This is a genomic window from Maritimimonas rapanae (genome assembly GCF_057837205.1).
This window is the reverse complement of sequence record NZ_JBYQFI010000001.1, coordinates 86047-100779: the sequence shown is the minus strand read 5'-3', so window position 1 is coordinate 100779 and position 14733 is coordinate 86047. Positions and strand designations below refer to the sequence as shown.

The 14733-nt window shown below is 31.7% G+C and carries 16 protein-coding genes; 6 read left to right on the top strand and 10 right to left on the bottom strand.

The annotated features are described in order from the left end of the window. Positions 1–40: 40 nt before the first annotated feature. Entirely contained in the window at positions 41–361 is a 321-nt protein-coding gene (locus tag AC3IF2_RS00480; RefSeq protein ID WP_489165042.1) for a hypothetical protein, read from the bottom strand. 87 nt (positions 362–448) lie between these two features. Further along, positions 449–814, bottom strand: a complete 366-nt coding sequence (locus tag AC3IF2_RS00475) for a heavy-metal-associated domain-containing protein (protein WP_489165041.1) — start codon at positions 812–814, stop codon at positions 449–451. Positions 815–953: 139 nt separating this feature from the next. On the opposite strand from AC3IF2_RS00475, the gene AC3IF2_RS00470 reads away from it, so the two are divergent. After that, positions 954–1823: a DMT family transporter gene (locus AC3IF2_RS00470; protein ID WP_489165040.1), complete on the top strand. Its 870-nt coding sequence runs from the start codon at positions 954–956 to the stop codon at positions 1821–1823. Between the two features lie 48 nt (positions 1824–1871). Here the strand turns inward: AC3IF2_RS00470 and AC3IF2_RS00465 are convergent, their stop codons facing one another. Both AC3IF2_RS00465 and AC3IF2_RS00460 read right to left on the bottom strand, forming a co-directional pair. After that, entirely contained in the window at positions 1872–3935 is a 2064-nt protein-coding gene (locus AC3IF2_RS00465) for an insulinase family protein (protein ID WP_489165039.1), read from the bottom strand. 20 nt (positions 3936–3955) lie between these two features. Then, entirely contained in the window at positions 3956–5281 is a 1326-nt protein-coding gene (locus tag AC3IF2_RS00460) for a M16 family metallopeptidase (protein ID WP_489165038.1), read from the bottom strand. 218 nt (positions 5282–5499) lie between these two features. On the opposite strand from AC3IF2_RS00460, the gene rplU reads away from it, so the two are divergent. The 4 genes from rplU to dut all read left to right on the top strand — a co-directional run bounded on the left by rplU (position 5500) and on the right by dut (position 8295). Further along, positions 5500–6015: a 50S ribosomal protein L21 gene (rplU, locus tag AC3IF2_RS00455; protein ID WP_489165037.1), complete on the top strand. Its 516-nt coding sequence runs from the start codon at positions 5500–5502 to the stop codon at positions 6013–6015. Positions 6016–6043: 28 nt separating this feature from the next. Beyond that, positions 6044–6304, top strand: coding sequence for a 50S ribosomal protein L27 (gene rpmA / locus AC3IF2_RS00450; RefSeq protein WP_480196968.1), 261 nt, complete (start codon positions 6044–6046; stop codon positions 6302–6304). 108 nt (positions 6305–6412) lie between these two features. Next, positions 6413–7867: an MATE family efflux transporter gene (locus AC3IF2_RS00445; protein WP_489165036.1), complete on the top strand. Its 1455-nt coding sequence runs from the start codon at positions 6413–6415 to the stop codon at positions 7865–7867. After that, the gene (gene dut, locus AC3IF2_RS00440; protein ID WP_489165035.1) at positions 7864–8295 is read left to right on the top strand and encodes a dUTP diphosphatase; all 432 of its coding nucleotides are present in this window, start codon (positions 7864–7866) and stop codon (positions 8293–8295) included. The genes AC3IF2_RS00445 and dut overlap by 4 nt, the downstream gene beginning before the upstream one ends. Here dut and AC3IF2_RS00435 read toward each other — a convergent pair. The 6 genes from AC3IF2_RS00435 to AC3IF2_RS00410 all read right to left on the bottom strand — a co-directional run bounded on the left by AC3IF2_RS00435 (position 8292) and on the right by AC3IF2_RS00410 (position 11983). Beyond that, entirely contained in the window at positions 8292–8834 is a 543-nt protein-coding gene (locus AC3IF2_RS00435) for a GNAT family N-acetyltransferase (RefSeq protein ID WP_489165034.1), read from the bottom strand. The two genes, dut and AC3IF2_RS00435, sit on opposite strands and share 4 nt — an antisense overlap. Then, entirely contained in the window at positions 8831–9520 is a 690-nt protein-coding gene (locus AC3IF2_RS00430; RefSeq protein ID WP_489165033.1) for a LysE family translocator, read from the bottom strand. Before AC3IF2_RS00430 ends, AC3IF2_RS00435 begins: the two co-directional genes overlap by 4 nt. Positions 9521–9609: 89 nt before the next feature. Further along, positions 9610–10047 (bottom strand): TPM domain-containing protein, encoded by a 438-nt coding sequence (locus tag AC3IF2_RS00425; protein WP_489165032.1) that lies wholly within the window; start codon positions 10045–10047, stop codon positions 9610–9612. 2 nt (positions 10048–10049) lie between these two features. After that, entirely contained in the window at positions 10050–10661 is a 612-nt protein-coding gene (locus AC3IF2_RS00420; RefSeq protein WP_489165031.1) for a LemA family protein, read from the bottom strand. Positions 10662–10682: 21 nt separating this feature from the next. After that, the gene (locus tag AC3IF2_RS00415) at positions 10683–11012 is read right to left on the bottom strand and encodes a MerR family transcriptional regulator (RefSeq protein WP_489165030.1); all 330 of its coding nucleotides are present in this window, start codon (positions 11010–11012) and stop codon (positions 10683–10685) included. Beyond that, the gene (locus AC3IF2_RS00410) at positions 11012–11983 is read right to left on the bottom strand and encodes a peptidoglycan DD-metalloendopeptidase family protein (RefSeq protein ID WP_489165029.1); all 972 of its coding nucleotides are present in this window, start codon (positions 11981–11983) and stop codon (positions 11012–11014) included. Before AC3IF2_RS00410 ends, AC3IF2_RS00415 begins: the two co-directional genes overlap by 1 nt. 136 nt (positions 11984–12119) lie before the next feature. Here AC3IF2_RS00410 and alaS point away from each other — a divergent pair, with 136 nt between their 5' ends. After that, positions 12120–14732: an alanine--tRNA ligase gene (alaS, locus tag AC3IF2_RS00405; RefSeq protein WP_489165028.1), complete on the top strand. Its 2613-nt coding sequence runs from the start codon at positions 12120–12122 to the stop codon at positions 14730–14732. Position 14733: the final 1 nt, after the last annotated feature.

Below are 14733 nucleotides of genomic sequence, written 5' to 3'. Positions count from 1 at the left end.
AGGCTTCACAATGGAAGCCTTTTTTATAAGTTAAAAAGAATTAGTTCTTCACCGCTTCTTTTACTTCTTTAGCTTTTTTCTCAACAGCCTCAGCACTTTTTTCAACAGCATCTTTTGCTCCTTCTTTTACAGCTTCACCTGCTTGTTTTGCTTTAGATTTAACTGAATCTACTACTTCTTCAACAGCGTCTCCAGCTTTATCTACTGCTTCACCAGCAGCATCTGCTGCATCTTCAGCAGCACCTTCTACAGCCTCTACTGCATCTTTAGTATCTTCAGCAGCACCTTTGGCAGTTTCCTTACATGATACAGCTACTAAAGCAACAATAGCTAGCATCAATAATCCTTTTAATAATTTCATTTGTTTGAAAATTTTAGTTTTATACGTTAACGAAACGCAAATTAACCAATTATATTTTATATAAACAAAGGTTTTTTTTGTTTTTATTTATTCTGTTTCAGCTACTTCTGTAACTTTATATAAATCACCTCCAGCTATTTTCTCAACAGTCTTTATGATGTCTTTTTCAGAAAGTTTGTTAGCATCATACTCTACAACACCTTTTTTATCATCAAAATTTACCAAAACATACTTTACACCATCAGTTTTTGCCAGTTTAGATTGTATCGTTTTTGCACACCCAATTTGACAAGTCATTCCTTCTATTTCTAATGATACTTTTTTAAGGTTTACCGCCATTTCTTTAGTTTGACTAGCAGCAATAGTAGTAGTATCAGTTTCATTTTTCTTTTCACACGAAAGCAATACAATTCCCAACAAGGAAAGAATTAAAATGCTCCTTACTAACTTCATAATCAAAATTTTAAATTTCAAAGCAAATGTAATAATAAATCTATTGCAAGATTACTATATAACTAAACTTTAACTTTTGATAAGAATGTCTAATTAAATAAAATTATTGTGCGACATTTGTGCTTCGTTATTTAGCTAAATGAGTCAAAAAAAACTACGCTGGTTTTATCTGATCATTCTTGCCATTGTTTGGGGAAGCTCTTTTATTCTGATGAAAAAAGCTTTGATAGGATTAACACCTATTCAGGTAGGAGCTTTGAGGATTTTAATTACTGCTTTTGTATTACTTTTAGTAGGTTTTAAAAGCCTTTTTACAATTAAAAAACACCATTGGTGGTATATTTTTTTAACAGCGGTTTTAGGAACTTTTTTCCCAGCATTTTTATTTGCATATGCTATTAAAGGAATAGATAGCTCTATTACCTCAATATTAAATTCTTTAACGCCATTAAACACCTTGATAATAGGTTTTTTAATTTTTGGGTTTGCGTTTAAACGATCTCAATTGTTTGGAGTTTTAATAGGACTAATTGGAACAGTAATTCTAATATTAAAAGGAGCCGAACTAAACCCAGATCAGAATTATTGGTTTGCTTTACTACCAATTATATCTTCTATTGGTTATGCTTTTAATGTAAATATTCTAAAGAAATATTTAGGTGATTTAAGTGCCTTGGCAGTAACAACTGGTAATTTTGTTTTAATTATCATTCCTACACTAATCGTTTTATGGTATTCAGGGTTCTTTACAACTTTTGAATACACCCCAGAAACTAAAACCTCTCTACTTTATCTTACCATTTTAGCTGTTATAGGTACAGCTTTTGCAAAAACATTGTTTAATAGGCTGGTACAGATTTCTACACCTGTATTTTCTTCATCAGTCACCTATTTAATACCTATAGTTGCTATTTTTTGGGGAGTTTTAGATGGTGAAAACCTAAGTTTTATTCAGTTAATTGCTGGTGGGGTGATTTTATTAGGCGTTTATTTAGCTAGCAAAAAATAAAAAAACCGAATACTAAAAGCATCCGGTTCTTATAATTCATTAAAAAAATTATTTAAAATCTTCTTCTGTTACTCCTTTATTAATTAAAACTTCTATTAAAGTAGATTCAACTTTTTGAGGACCCATGGTGCCTTCTTTTTTCCCCGCAAATTTAATACCATCAAAATCTTTATAATCAGAGAAAGTCGCCTCTTGAGACTGAGTTCTTCCACCCATATTAATCAATGAGATCTCTTTAACTTTTAAGCCTGTCTCAACATCATAAAACATAGAAGCTGAAACTGTTTCACCTGGTATTTCTATTTTATATGTGTCCTTACCATTTACGGTTTCAATTCCTGCTAATTTTACCTTATCATTCGATAAATAATTTAATTCTACAAAAGTGCCAAAAGAATTTTTAAGGTCATTTAACATATTAGCAGGCATTGGCGTTTTGTTGGCACCTTGCTTCATATACATTTCAGAATCATTAGCAACTACCATCATCATTGGAGCTCCATTCATATAAGTGGTATTCTTATACTTATCTGTAACACGTTTTTCTTCTACTAACACTTTAGACCCCATAGCATCAGCTTCATATTTTGTTACCACAGAGGTTACGGTTTTCAATTTATCCATACCTCCAATAGCCTTAATATAATTTTCTAATACTGTTTTGGCAGTAACACCAGCAGGGATTGGCTTAGAAAATTTAGGTTTTTCAATACTATTACCGTATTTATCAAAGTAATTTACTTTATATCCTAATTGTTCTAAGTTATCAGCAACATCTATACCCTTGCCAGTAACTATAATACGAGCATTATCAATTTGGAAGTATTTATTTGCTGCTTTTTGTACATCTTCTAAAGTTACAGCTTCAAAATTCTTTAAATAATTTTCATAATAATCAGCTGGCAACCCTAATGTTTGAATATTTAAAGCATAATTTGCTATAGTAGTTGGTCGTTCTAATGCTCTAACAAAGCTTCCAACATATTTAGCCTTTACTAATTTTAACTCTTCAGCCTCAATTGGTTTAGTTCTTATATTTCTAATTTCTTTCACAAATTCTACAACAGCGCTATCAGTTACTGCATTTCTAACAGCAGCAGTAGCTTTAAATCTCGAAGCATATCTACTTGCTCCGATACCTGAATAAGCACCATATGTAAAACCTTTATCTTCACGTAAATTTTTATACAAACGCGCTGTGCCTCCACCACCAAGAATCTGATTGGCTAATAGTGCAGCATAATAATCTTTATCATTCATATGAAGTTTTACTGAATTTATTACTGAAACTTCAGATTGAACTGCATTAGGCACATCAATAAAATTAATTTCTGTAACCGAAGGATTATTTACAGCAGGAAGTTCATTTTTAGGCAATTCAGCTTTTTGCCATTTGCTGAATAATGTTTTTACTTGTTTTTTAACATCCTTAACGTTTACGTCACCTATAATAATTAGATATGCATTGTTAGGCTTGTAGTAAGTGTCATAGAGTTTTTTAACATCGTCTATCTTTATATTTTCTAAACTTTCTTTAGTTGTAAATTCACCAAAAGAATGCTCTTTACCATAAGTTAAAATATTCTCTACTCTACCTGCAATTGCTTTTACACTACTCTCATTATTCTTAATTGCATCTAAATTTTGCTTTAATTGTTTATCAAATTCATCTTGAGAAAAAACTGGATTTAAAGCAGCATCTGCCATTAATTCCAACACTCTCGGGAAATATTTAGACAAACTACTCGCTCTTGCTCCTTCATCCCAAAAAGAAATATTAGCTCCTAAGTAATCAACCTCTTCGTCAAATTTACTTTTAGCTATATTGGTCGATCCAGTACCGAGCATACCTCCTAAGAGGCTTTCAACTCCTTTTTTATCTCCTAAAGCAGATGGTATATTATCTATGGTCAATGTAGCACTAACTCTAGGTAATTTGTGATTCTCTACAACTAAAACTTTTAATCCGTTCTTTAGCTCAAAAGTCTCCGGTGTACCTAAATTAATTTTTGGGGCTGGGCCTGGTTTAGGTTGCTTACTTCTATCTATTTGAGCAGACACCCCTAAAGACAGAAGAAATATTGTTACGATTGAAAATATCTTATTTTTCATTATACTGTTTTTAAACTATTTTATTTTTCTTTTTGAGATTCTGATAGGTAATCAATAATAACACGTCTGTTCTTATCTAAGTACTTTTTTGCCACTTCTCTAACCTCTTCTTTGGTAATAGAATTTATAATTTCTAATTCCTTATTTATCATACTTGTATTACCCATTAACATATAATATCTAGCTAACGAATTGGCTATACCTTGCACGCTAGAGTTAGAACTAACATATTGATTTTCAAACTTATTTCTAACTTTCTGTAAATCTTTATCTGAAATTAAGTCGGTTTGAAGTTTTACTATTTCCTCATCAATTTCCTTAATTAAATCATCAAGAGAATTATCTCCAAGTGGAATAGCACCCATCATGTAAACACTATAATCTTTTAAAGGACGGGAAAATGAAAATGCAGCTAAAGCTTTTTTCTTATCATCAACTAACTTCTTATAAAGCCTTGAACTTTTACCGTCGCTTAAAATTGTAGAGATTACATTTAAAATTCTAGCGTCTCGGTCTTTCATAGGTGCCGTTTTATAAGCCAATAATATAGCGGGCAATTGAATGTTAGCGTCATACTCTTTTACTCTTTTTTCTTGAGTTCTTTCTGGCTCTTTGATATTATGGCGATCTGCTAACTTTCCTTTTGGTATTGGGCCAAAATAATCTTTTATCATTTTTTTAGTCTTCTCAATCTCAATATCTCCAGCAACAACTAAAACAGCGTTGTTAGGCATATACCATTTTTTATAAAAGGCTTTAAATTCTTCTAGTTTAGCAGCATCTAAATCTTTTATATAACCAATCATTGGTCGACCATATGGATGTTTGTCAAAAAGATGACTATAAATATCACCATACTGAGCTTTACCATATGGTGCATTATCCATACGTTGTCTTTTTTCTTCTTTTACAACTTCATTTTGGGTATCAACAGCTTTTTGATCAATAATAGGATGCATCAAGCGTTCAGATTCCATCCACAGCCCTAATTCTAGATTATTAGAAGGAAAAACTTCGTAATAATAAGTTCTATCCCAATTTGTATTTGCATTTCCTGTTCCACCGTTTGCAGCTTCAATATTATTCCATTCTCCTCTTGGAATATTTTTTGTTCCTGTAAATAAAAGATGTTCATAAAAATGAGCCATTCCTGTTTTACCATCTTCTTCGTCCATCGAACCTACATTATACATTACAGCTGTAGTAACCACTGGTGCATTGTTGTCTTGATGTAAGATAACGTGCAGTCCGTTATTTAAATCATACTCTATAAAATCTACTTTTTGAGCACTAATGGATAGTAATGCAACAAAAAATAAAACAAGAGTTAAATTCCATTTTTTCATTTGATAAAGTTTTTAATTGTTGTTTGTGATATCTGACGTTGATACACCAGATTTGTTACCCTTTTTCATAATTTTTTTAAGGAACACAAATTTAAGAAAATATACATCCTTTTTAAAGGAATAATCCCACATTAATTTTTAATTAAACCTATTGTCAATCTGCAAAATAGGTGTATATTTGCACTCATTTTTAATTAAGCGAAATAAAAATTTAAATTATGTACGCAATTGTAGAGATAGCAGGGCAGCAATTTAAAGTAGCAAAAGACCAAAAGGTATTTGTACATCGTTTACAAGATAAAGAAGGATCAAAAGTAACTTTTGACAACGTTCTTTTAGTAGATGATGGTAAAGTAACTATTGGCGCCCCAGCTATAGACGGAGCAGCAGTAACTGCCAAAATCATAAAACACCTTAAAGGTGATAAAGTAATCGTTTTTAAGAAAAAACGCAGAAAAGGATATAAAGTAAAGAACGGACACCGTCAGTTTTTATCTGAAATCCAAATAGAAAGTATCGTTGCAAGTGGTGCTAAGAAAACTGCAAAAAAGGCTGAGCCTAAAAAAGAAGCAGCGCCAAAAGCTGAAGCAAAGAAAGCTCCTGCAAAAGCAGAAAAAGCATCTAACGATTTAAGCAAAAAAACAGTAGCAGAATTAAAAGAATTAGCGAAAGCTAAAGGAATTGAAGGAATCTCTTCAATGAAAAAAGCTGATCTAATTGCTGCATTATCATAACTAATAACAATAATTAAAACTATAGATCATGGCACATAAAAAAGGTGTAGGTAGTTCTAAGAACGGTAGAGAATCAGAATCGAAACGCTTAGGTGTTAAGATTTTTGGTGGACAAGCTGCTCTAGCAGGTAACATTATTGTTCGTCAAAGAGGTACAAAACATCACCCAGGTGAAAATGTATATATGGGTAAAGACCATACATTACATGCACAGGTTGATGGTTTAGTAAAATTTACCAAAAAGAAAGATAACAGATCTTATGTTTCAATCGATCCGATCGAAGCTTAAGAATTTGTAAAATAAATTGTAAAACCCTTACCATTTCGGTGAGGGTTTTTCTTTTATATTTGTGAAGCATTTTTTCCTTAACGGGATGACCACTAACCCAAATTCAACTTGAGTTCGTTAAAAGGATTTTTTAAAGACACCATTATCTACGGAATTGCCGCTGTTTTACCCAGAGCAATTAATATTCTTTTAACTAAACTACATACAGATAAACTAGTATCTGCAGAGTTTGCTGAAAATACTTGGTATTTTGTTTTTGCTGCCTATTTTATTGCTTTTTTAACCTTTGGGTTAGAAACAGCTTTCTTTAGATTCTTTTCTAAAGAGCAACAGAAAGGAAAAATAGTTTCAACAGCTTTTATAACACTTTTACTATCAACTATAGTTTTTCTTCTTGTTTTATTAGTCTTTAATTCAACATTATCTAGTTGGCTAGGTTTTGACAACCCAATGCATTTAAAAATACTAACGCTAGTTACAGCTTTTGACCTTCTAGTAGTTATTCCTTATGCATACTTACGCGTAACCAAAAAGCCTGTAAAATTTGCTTTTTATAAAATCAGCAATATTATAATCTATGCTTTTTTTAATCTATTTTTTTTGTGGTTTATACCTTATGCATTAAAAAACAGTATTAGCCTGCCTAGCTTCTTAACTAACCATTACCAAAATACGCATCCAGTAGTTTATATATTCATTGCTAATTTAATAGCAAGTTTCATTACTTTTTTAATGCTACTACCGCAAATGTTGAAATTCAAATTTGAATTTGACAAACCAACCTTACAAAAAATGATGGTTTATGGAATTCCGATTATGATAGGTAGTCTCGCTTATGTAACCAACGAAAATCTAGATAAGTTACTTTTAGGTGATATGATTGGTAAGGATCAAATGGGAATTTATGCAGCTTGTTATAAATTAGGGGTCTTTATGACATTGTATATAATGGCATTTAGGTTAGGCGCAGAGCCTTTCTTTTTTAATGAAGCTCATAAAGAAAATGCAAAAGAAACCTATGCAAAAATAATGAAGTGGTTCACAATTGTAGGAACTATTTTTATGTTAGTTGTAGTAGTTTATATTCATCTTTTTGCAAGTATTTTATTAAGCAAGCCAGAATATTATCAAGCTTTAGCAATTGTTCCAATCATTCTATTAGCAAACCTATTTTTGGGTGTTTATAATAATTTATCTGTTTGGTATAAGTTAACAGATAGAACAAAATATGGCATGTATTTTTCCATATTTGGTGCAGTAATTACCATTGTTTTAAACTTATGGCTTATTAAACAATATGGCTATATGGCATCCGCTTGGGCAACACTTGTGGCATATGGCAGTATGTGTATAATATCATATTTTTATGGAAAGAAGTATTACAATGTACCCTATAAAATCAATACTATTTTTCTATATCTAGTTTTAGCCACTTCTTTATCATTTATATCCTTTTATAAATTTAAAGAGAATTATATAGTTTCTACTTTATTTGTAGTGGCTTTTGTAGGATTTATACTATTTAACGAGAAAAGCGAACTTAAAACTATCTTTAAGAAATGAACGTAGAGATCATTAATAAATCAAAACATCAATTACCTCACTACGAAACTTTAGCTTCCGCTGGAATGGATTTACGAGCAAATTTAGAGAAATCAATTGTTTTAAAACCTCTAGATCGAACTATAGTTAAAACAGGATTATTTATAGCGCTTCCTATTGGCTACGAAGCCCAAGTTAGACCTCGAAGTGGTCTCGCTGCTAAAAAAGGAATCACAGTTTTAAACGCACCTGGTACTATCGATGCCGATTACCGTGGAGAAATTGGTGTAATACTAGTCAATTTATCTAACGAGGATTTTACTATTAATGATGGCGAACGTATTGCTCAACTAGTAATTGCAAAATACGAGCAAGCTACTTGGAAAGAAGTTGAAATTTTAAACAAAACTGAACGAGGGGCAGGTGGATTTGGGAGTACTGGTCTTTAACTAATTTCTTTATAAAGAGAAAGCATAGATCGATATTTTTTGAAGAGTAGATTTTTATCATAACTATATTCGTCGGCAACATTATAATTTAATTTTTTGTAAAAATTAAATGCTTGAGGCTGCTCTTTCATAACCTCAAGCCATATAATTTTATATCCCTTCTGTTTTGCAAATTGTTCAACATAGCTAATCAATTGCTTACCTATTCCTAATCCTTGAATTTTTTGATGTAAATAAATTCGATGAAGTTTTATTGCTCTTTTATTAGGAAATATATTTAATGGATATTTTAAGAGAATTCTTATAATTCCAATAATCTCATTCTTATAAAAAACAAAATAATATAGTTGATTTTCTTCTAACAATTCCGTTGCTAAATTCTCATAAGAATATTGAGAGTTTATATACCAATCACCACTGTCTTCCCAAAAATGACTATAGGTTGGTGGGTAAATTTCTTGCATTAATTGATATAATACATTCGAATCTTTTTTAGCAATAGAACTTAGCTTTATATCACTTGATATGCTAATGCTCATTTCTTTTGATTAGGAATCGGAACTTTTTCTTCAATCACATTATCAATTCTTTCTTGAGTTTCTTTTGGCAAGAATCCTTTGGCGGCTAATACTAAACCAAATATCATTAGTGCAATACCCATACCCCGCCTTATTTTTCGAATTACATAAGGGGTTAATTTGCTTCGCAATTGTTTTGCTAATAATATTTTTAGTAGATCAGTTAAGAAATAAGCAATAATTATTGCGGCAAAGTATTTAAAAATTCTATTGTCATCCATATCTAGATTTGGGCTGATAACGACTACCATTCCTAACCAAAAAGCCAAAACACCAATATTGATAAAATTTAGAAAAAAGCCTTTTACAAATAACCCCAAGTAATTATTCTTTTCAACTATTACTAAGTCTTCGTCGGTTATAATTGGTTTTCTTCTCTTATAAAAAGTAAAGAGCCCATAAATAAATAAAATTCCTCCACCAAGTATAAATAATCTAGGGTCATCTTTAATTTTTTCTAATAGTGTTCTACTTCCATAATATGCAAACAAAACAAAAAGTATATCAGCTATTATAACTCCTAAATCAAAAACTACTGCAGCCCTAAAACCTTTTATGGCACTGGTTTCTAACAACACAAAAAAAACTGGGCCTATCATAAAAGCCAGTGCAACTCCAAATGGTATAGCATTAATAATATCTTGCATAAGCTAGATTTTACAATTAAAAAATTGCAGTGTAAAAACGAAATATAATAAACTAAAATTACAAAAATGAGTGTTGAAATTTCTCAAAATTACCCTAAAGAAATTTCATCTGATAATTCATTGGTATCATCAGATTGATATGGAAAGAATTCTTTCAATTTTTGACCGGTTTCGATAATACCTTCTTTAAGTCCATCTACATAGTTACCATGAGAAAATTGCCGGACTATGTTATTTTTAATGCTGCTCCAAAAATTATCTGGAACAGCATTATTTATACCTCTGTCTCCTAATACAGAGAATTTTTTATCGTCTACAGCTACATAAAACAAAACTCCATTTTGTTGTTCTGTTTCATCCATTTTTAAAAAATTAAATACTTCTTTTGCACGCTCTAAGGCGTCTTTTTCAGTACCTTTTTCTAAATGAACACGTATTTCTCCAGAAGTATTTTTTTCTGCCTCTCTAATGGTTTCTATTACCTCTTGCTCTTCAGCAGCAGTTAAAAAATCTTCTACTTTAGACATTATTAATCTTCTTTTTTACCGAAATCGAAATTTACATCTGGCGCATTTTCTGATCCAGGATCAGCTTTGTATCTTGCCATTTCTTTAAAACCAAACATGCCTGCTAGTATTTTTCCTGGGAACTTTGTGGTATGTACATCATAAGTATTCACAGCTTCGTTGTATCTATCGCGAGCCACATTAATTCTATTTTCTGTTCCCTCAAGCTGTGACTGTAATTCTAAAAAGTTCTGATTAGCTTTTAATTCAGGGTAACGTTCAACTGTCACTAAAAGTCTAGATAAAGCACCGCTTAATCCTTGCTGCGCTTGTTGAAAAGCAGCCATTTTTTCTGGTGTAATATTAGATGGATCTATAGTAGTAGCCGTAGCTTTAGCTCTAGCATTAATAACACTTTCCAAAGTTTCTTTTTCAAAATCTGCAGCACCCTGAACTGTCTTTACTAGATTTCCAATAAGATCATTTCTGCGCTGGTAAGAACTTTCTACATTAGACCAAGCAGTTTTGGCATTTGCTTCATATTCTACAGCGGTATTGTTAAAACCTACTGCCCAGTTATACAGACCAAAACCTATTATTGCTAATATTATTAATACAATAAGCCCTTTTTTCATAATAGTAATTTTTAATGTTGATTATAATTGATTTTTAATTTGTGTCAATTCACTTTTTATTGCTTCTAATCTAGCAATAATAGAATGATTTTCTTTAATTTTTTCTGGATTTTGTTTTAGTTTATTTCTTGCTCCATCCAGCGTAAACCCTTTTTCTTTTACCAAATGATAAATCATTTGTAAATTTTTAATGTCCTCAGAGGTAAATAGACGATTACCCTTAGCATTTTTTTTTGGTTTTAGAACATCGAACTCTTTATCCCAAAAACGTATTAAAGATGCATTTACATTAAATGCCTTGGCTACTTCGCCAATTTTATAATATCTTTTGTCTGGTAAGTTTATATGCATTAATCGAATGATTGATTTTCTTGTGAAGCCGTTTTTAACATCTCTTTAAATTCTTCTGGCGTTAAATTTCCGTAATAGAAATTTATAGGGTTTATTGGTTTACCATCTTTATGAACTTCGTAATGTAAATGTGGTGCCATAGACCGCCCAGTACTGCCAACAAAACCTATTAGATCACCTCGTTTTACACGCTGACCTTTTCTTACATTATACTTAGATAAATGTGCGTATAGTGTAATATAACCAAAACCATGATCTATCCGTATATGATTTCCAAAACCTGACGCGCCATTATCTGCTCTTTTTATAATACCATTACCAGTTGCATAAATAGGAGTTCCTTTCGGGGAAGTGAAATCCATACCGTTATGCATCTTCCTTGCTTTGGTAAACGGATCGGATCTCCATCCAAAACCTGAAGCCATTCTAGTTAGATCCTCTTTTTTTATGGGTTGTATTGCTGGAATAGACGCTAATAGTTTTTCTTTGTCTTCAGCTAAATTAATGATCTCATCCAATGATTTTGATTGAATATATAGCTGTTTAGCCAGAATATCCATATTCTTAGTTGCATCAACAATCATATCAGAATTTTCAAACCCTTCTAAAGATTTATATCGATTTACACCACCAAAACCAGCTAATCGTTGTTCATCTGGTATCGGGTTTACCTCAAAATACATTCTGTAGATATCATTATCACGTTGTTGAACACCTTCTAACACCTTTTGAGCTTGTGTCATTTTCTTATCTAATAGCTCATAACGTAATTTCATATTATCTAATTCACGTTTTTGGGCTTTCTGTTTAGGTGATTCTACAAATTGAAATGAAATAAAAGTTATTAGTAAGGCAAATAAGATTGAGCTTGCCAAAAAGATTAATGTTTGCTTTATCTTATCTCTTTTTCTTAGCTCTATTTTTCTATACGATAGGGTTTCAGAATCGTAATAATATTTTACCTTCGCCATAATGTGAATTTGTACTATTTTTGCACTTAGATAAAGGCTGCACAACGCCCTTAATTCAGTTGCCAAACGAACAAATTTACAAAATGTTTCGCAACCATAAAAACAAGCAATTCATTTAGCTTTTAATTAACATTTTATGACATCGCAAGAGATACGCTCTAAGTTTTTAGACTTCTTTCAATCTAAACAACATGATATTGTTCCGTCTGCGCCTATGGTGCTAAAGAACGATCCTACTTTGATGTTTACCAATTCTGGAATGGCTCCTTTTAAAGAATATTTTTTAGGAAATGCTTTACCAAAAAATAATAGAATTGCAGATACTCAAAAGTGTTTACGTGTTTCTGGTAAACATAATGATCTTGAAGAAGTTGGTTATGATACCTATCATCATACAATGTTCGAAATGTTGGGTAATTGGAGTTTTGGTGATTATTTTAAAAAAGAAGCTATTGCTTGGGCTTGGGAACTACTAACTAAAGTCTATACCATAGACAAAGACATGTTATATGTTTCTGTCTTTGAAGGGAGTACTGATAATGACAACCTACCAATGGACCAAGAGGCTTATGATTTATGGAAAAATATAATTCCAGAAGATCGAATTTTAATGGGCGATAAAAAGGATAATTTTTGGGAAATGGGTGATCAAGGACCTTGTGGACCTTGTTCAGAAATTCATGTAGATATTCGCTCTGATGAAGAGAAAGCTAAAATATCGGGTAAAGATCTTGTGAATAAAGACCATCCTTTGGTAGTTGAGATTTGGAACTTGGTTTTTATGCAATACAATCGTAAAGCTAATGGTTCATTAGAAGAATTACCTGCAAAACATATAGATACTGGTATGGGCTTCGAACGTCTGTGTATGGTTTTACAAAATGTGAACTCAAATTATGACACCGATGTTTTTACACCGTTAATTAGAGAAGTTGAAACCATATCTCAAACCGAATATGGGAAAGATGAAAAAGTCGATGTAGCTATTCGAGTTGTAGCCGATCATGTTCGTGCAGTTGCTTTTGCAATTGCAGACGGCCAATTACCTTCTAATAATGGAGCTGGCTATGTAATTCGAAGAATTTTGCGTAGAGCTATTCGCTACGGATTTACATTCTTAAATCAAAAAGAACCATTTATTTTTAAGTTAGTTCAGGTTCTATCAAAACAATTAGGTGATGTCTTTACTGAATTAAAATCTGAGCGACAACTAATTACAAACGTAATAAAAGAAGAAGAACATTCTTTTTTAAAGACATTAGAACAAGGTTTAATATTACTTGACGGAATAATCAAAGCATCTAATTCAGATACAATATCAGGTATAAAAGCATTTGAATTATATGATACATTCGGCTTCCCTAAGGATCTAACAGCTTTAATTCTTTCTGAAAAAGGGTTGTCCTTTAATGAAGAAGAATTTAATCAAGAACTAGAGAAACAGAAAAATCGTTCTAGAGCTGCTTCGGTGGTTGAAACTGATGATTGGAATGTTTTAATTGATGATCTTGAAGAAGAATTTATAGGTTACGATACTTTAGAAGCCAATGTTAAAATAACAAGATATAGAAAAGTCTCTTCTAAAAAAGATGGAGATATGTATCAGTTGGTATTCAACTTAACACCATTTTATCCAGAAGGTGGTGGTCAGGTTGGTGACAAAGGTTATTTAGAAACACCAACAGGTGATGTTATTTATATTCTTGATACCAAAAAAGAAAACAACCTCATTATTCACTTTACAGAGAATTTACCTAAAAACATAAGCGACACATTTAAAGTAATCGTTGATGAAAAGCAGCGTTTTAGAACGGCTTGTAACCATACAGCAACGCATTTATTACATCAAGCTTTACGTGAAATTTTAGGAACTCATGTAGAGCAAAAAGGTTCAGCAGTTCATTCTAAATATCTACGCTTCGATTTTTCACATTTCTCTAAATTAACTTTAGAAGAATTAAGAGATGTAGAGAATTTTGTAAATGCACGTATCAACAATAAATTGTCTTTGCAAGAAAATCGTAGTACAACTATGGAATCTGCCAAAAAAGAAGGTGCTATGGCATTATTTGGCGAAAAATACGGTGACACGGTGAGAACAATCCGTTTTGGTAAATCTGTTGAATTATGCGGTGGTACACATGTACAGAACACTGGTGATATTTGGCATTTTAAAATCAGATCAGAAGGTGCCGTAGCTGCTGGTATCCGTAGAATTGAAGCTATTACTTCTGATGCTGTTAAAGACTATTATTTTGAGAACAATCGTGCTTTATATGAGATTAAAGACCTATTTAAAAATGCTACAAATCCTGTTGAGTCTGTAAAAGCACTACAAGACGAAAACACCAAGCTAAAAAAGCAGCTCGAATCTTTAATGAAAGACAAAGCCTCTTCATTAAAAGATGATTTAAAAAGTAAGGTTGAAACTATAAATGGTATTAATTTTATTGCTTCCGAAGTATCCTTAGACCAAGGAGCTATTAAAGATATTGCTTTTCAATTGGGTAGTGAAATTCAAGATTTATTCTTTATTGCTGGTACAAAAAATGATGATAAAGCAATGCTAACAGCTTTTGTTTCTAAAAACATTGTAAGCGATACTCTTAATGCAGGAAAAATAGTTCGTGAACTAGGTAAATTAATTCATGGTGGTGGTGGTGGGCAACCATTTTATGCAACCGCAGGTGGTAAAAATCCTGATGGAATTAAAGAAGCTTTAAAGAAAGCTAAGGAGTATCTTAATTAAT

What these genes read in the sequence shown, in the direction of transcription:
- AC3IF2_RS00460 (WP_489165038.1), bottom strand. Translation starts at nt 5,281, where the DNA reads ATGAAAAAATGGAATTTAACTCTTGTTTTATTTTTTGTTGCATTACTA.
- AC3IF2_RS00430 (WP_489165033.1), bottom strand. Translation starts at nt 9,520, where the DNA reads ATGCAAGATATTATTAATGCTATACCATTTGGAGTTGCACTGGCTTTT.
- AC3IF2_RS00425 (WP_489165032.1), bottom strand. Translation starts at nt 10,047, where the DNA reads ATGTCTAAAGTAGAAGATTTTTTAACTGCTGCTGAAGAGCAAGAGGTA.
- AC3IF2_RS00465 (WP_489165039.1), bottom strand. Translation starts at nt 3,935, where the DNA reads ATGAAAAATAAGATATTTTCAATCGTAACAATATTTCTTCTGTCTTTA.
- AC3IF2_RS00420 (WP_489165031.1), bottom strand. Translation starts at nt 10,661, where the DNA reads ATGAAAAAAGGGCTTATTGTATTAATAATATTAGCAATAATAGGTTTT.
- alaS (WP_489165028.1), top strand. Translation starts at nt 12,120, where the DNA reads ATGACATCGCAAGAGATACGCTCTAAGTTTTTAGACTTCTTTCAATCT.
- dut (WP_489165035.1), top strand. Translation starts at nt 7,864, where the DNA reads ATGAACGTAGAGATCATTAATAAATCAAAACATCAATTACCTCACTAC.
- AC3IF2_RS00480 (WP_489165042.1), bottom strand. Translation starts at nt 361, where the DNA reads ATGAAATTATTAAAAGGATTATTGATGCTAGCTATTGTTGCTTTAGTA.
- AC3IF2_RS00415 (WP_489165030.1), bottom strand. Translation starts at nt 11,012, where the DNA reads ATGCATATAAACTTACCAGACAAAAGATATTATAAAATTGGCGAAGTA.
- AC3IF2_RS00470 (WP_489165040.1), top strand. Translation starts at nt 954, where the DNA reads ATGAGTCAAAAAAAACTACGCTGGTTTTATCTGATCATTCTTGCCATT.
- rplU (WP_489165037.1), top strand. Translation starts at nt 5,500, where the DNA reads ATGTACGCAATTGTAGAGATAGCAGGGCAGCAATTTAAAGTAGCAAAA.
- rpmA (WP_480196968.1), top strand. Translation starts at nt 6,044, where the DNA reads ATGGCACATAAAAAAGGTGTAGGTAGTTCTAAGAACGGTAGAGAATCA.
- AC3IF2_RS00435 (WP_489165034.1), bottom strand. Translation starts at nt 8,834, where the DNA reads ATGAGCATTAGCATATCAAGTGATATAAAGCTAAGTTCTATTGCTAAA.
- AC3IF2_RS00475 (WP_489165041.1), bottom strand. Translation starts at nt 814, where the DNA reads ATGAAGTTAGTAAGGAGCATTTTAATTCTTTCCTTGTTGGGAATTGTA.
- AC3IF2_RS00410 (WP_489165029.1), bottom strand. Translation starts at nt 11,983, where the DNA reads ATGGCGAAGGTAAAATATTATTACGATTCTGAAACCCTATCGTATAGA.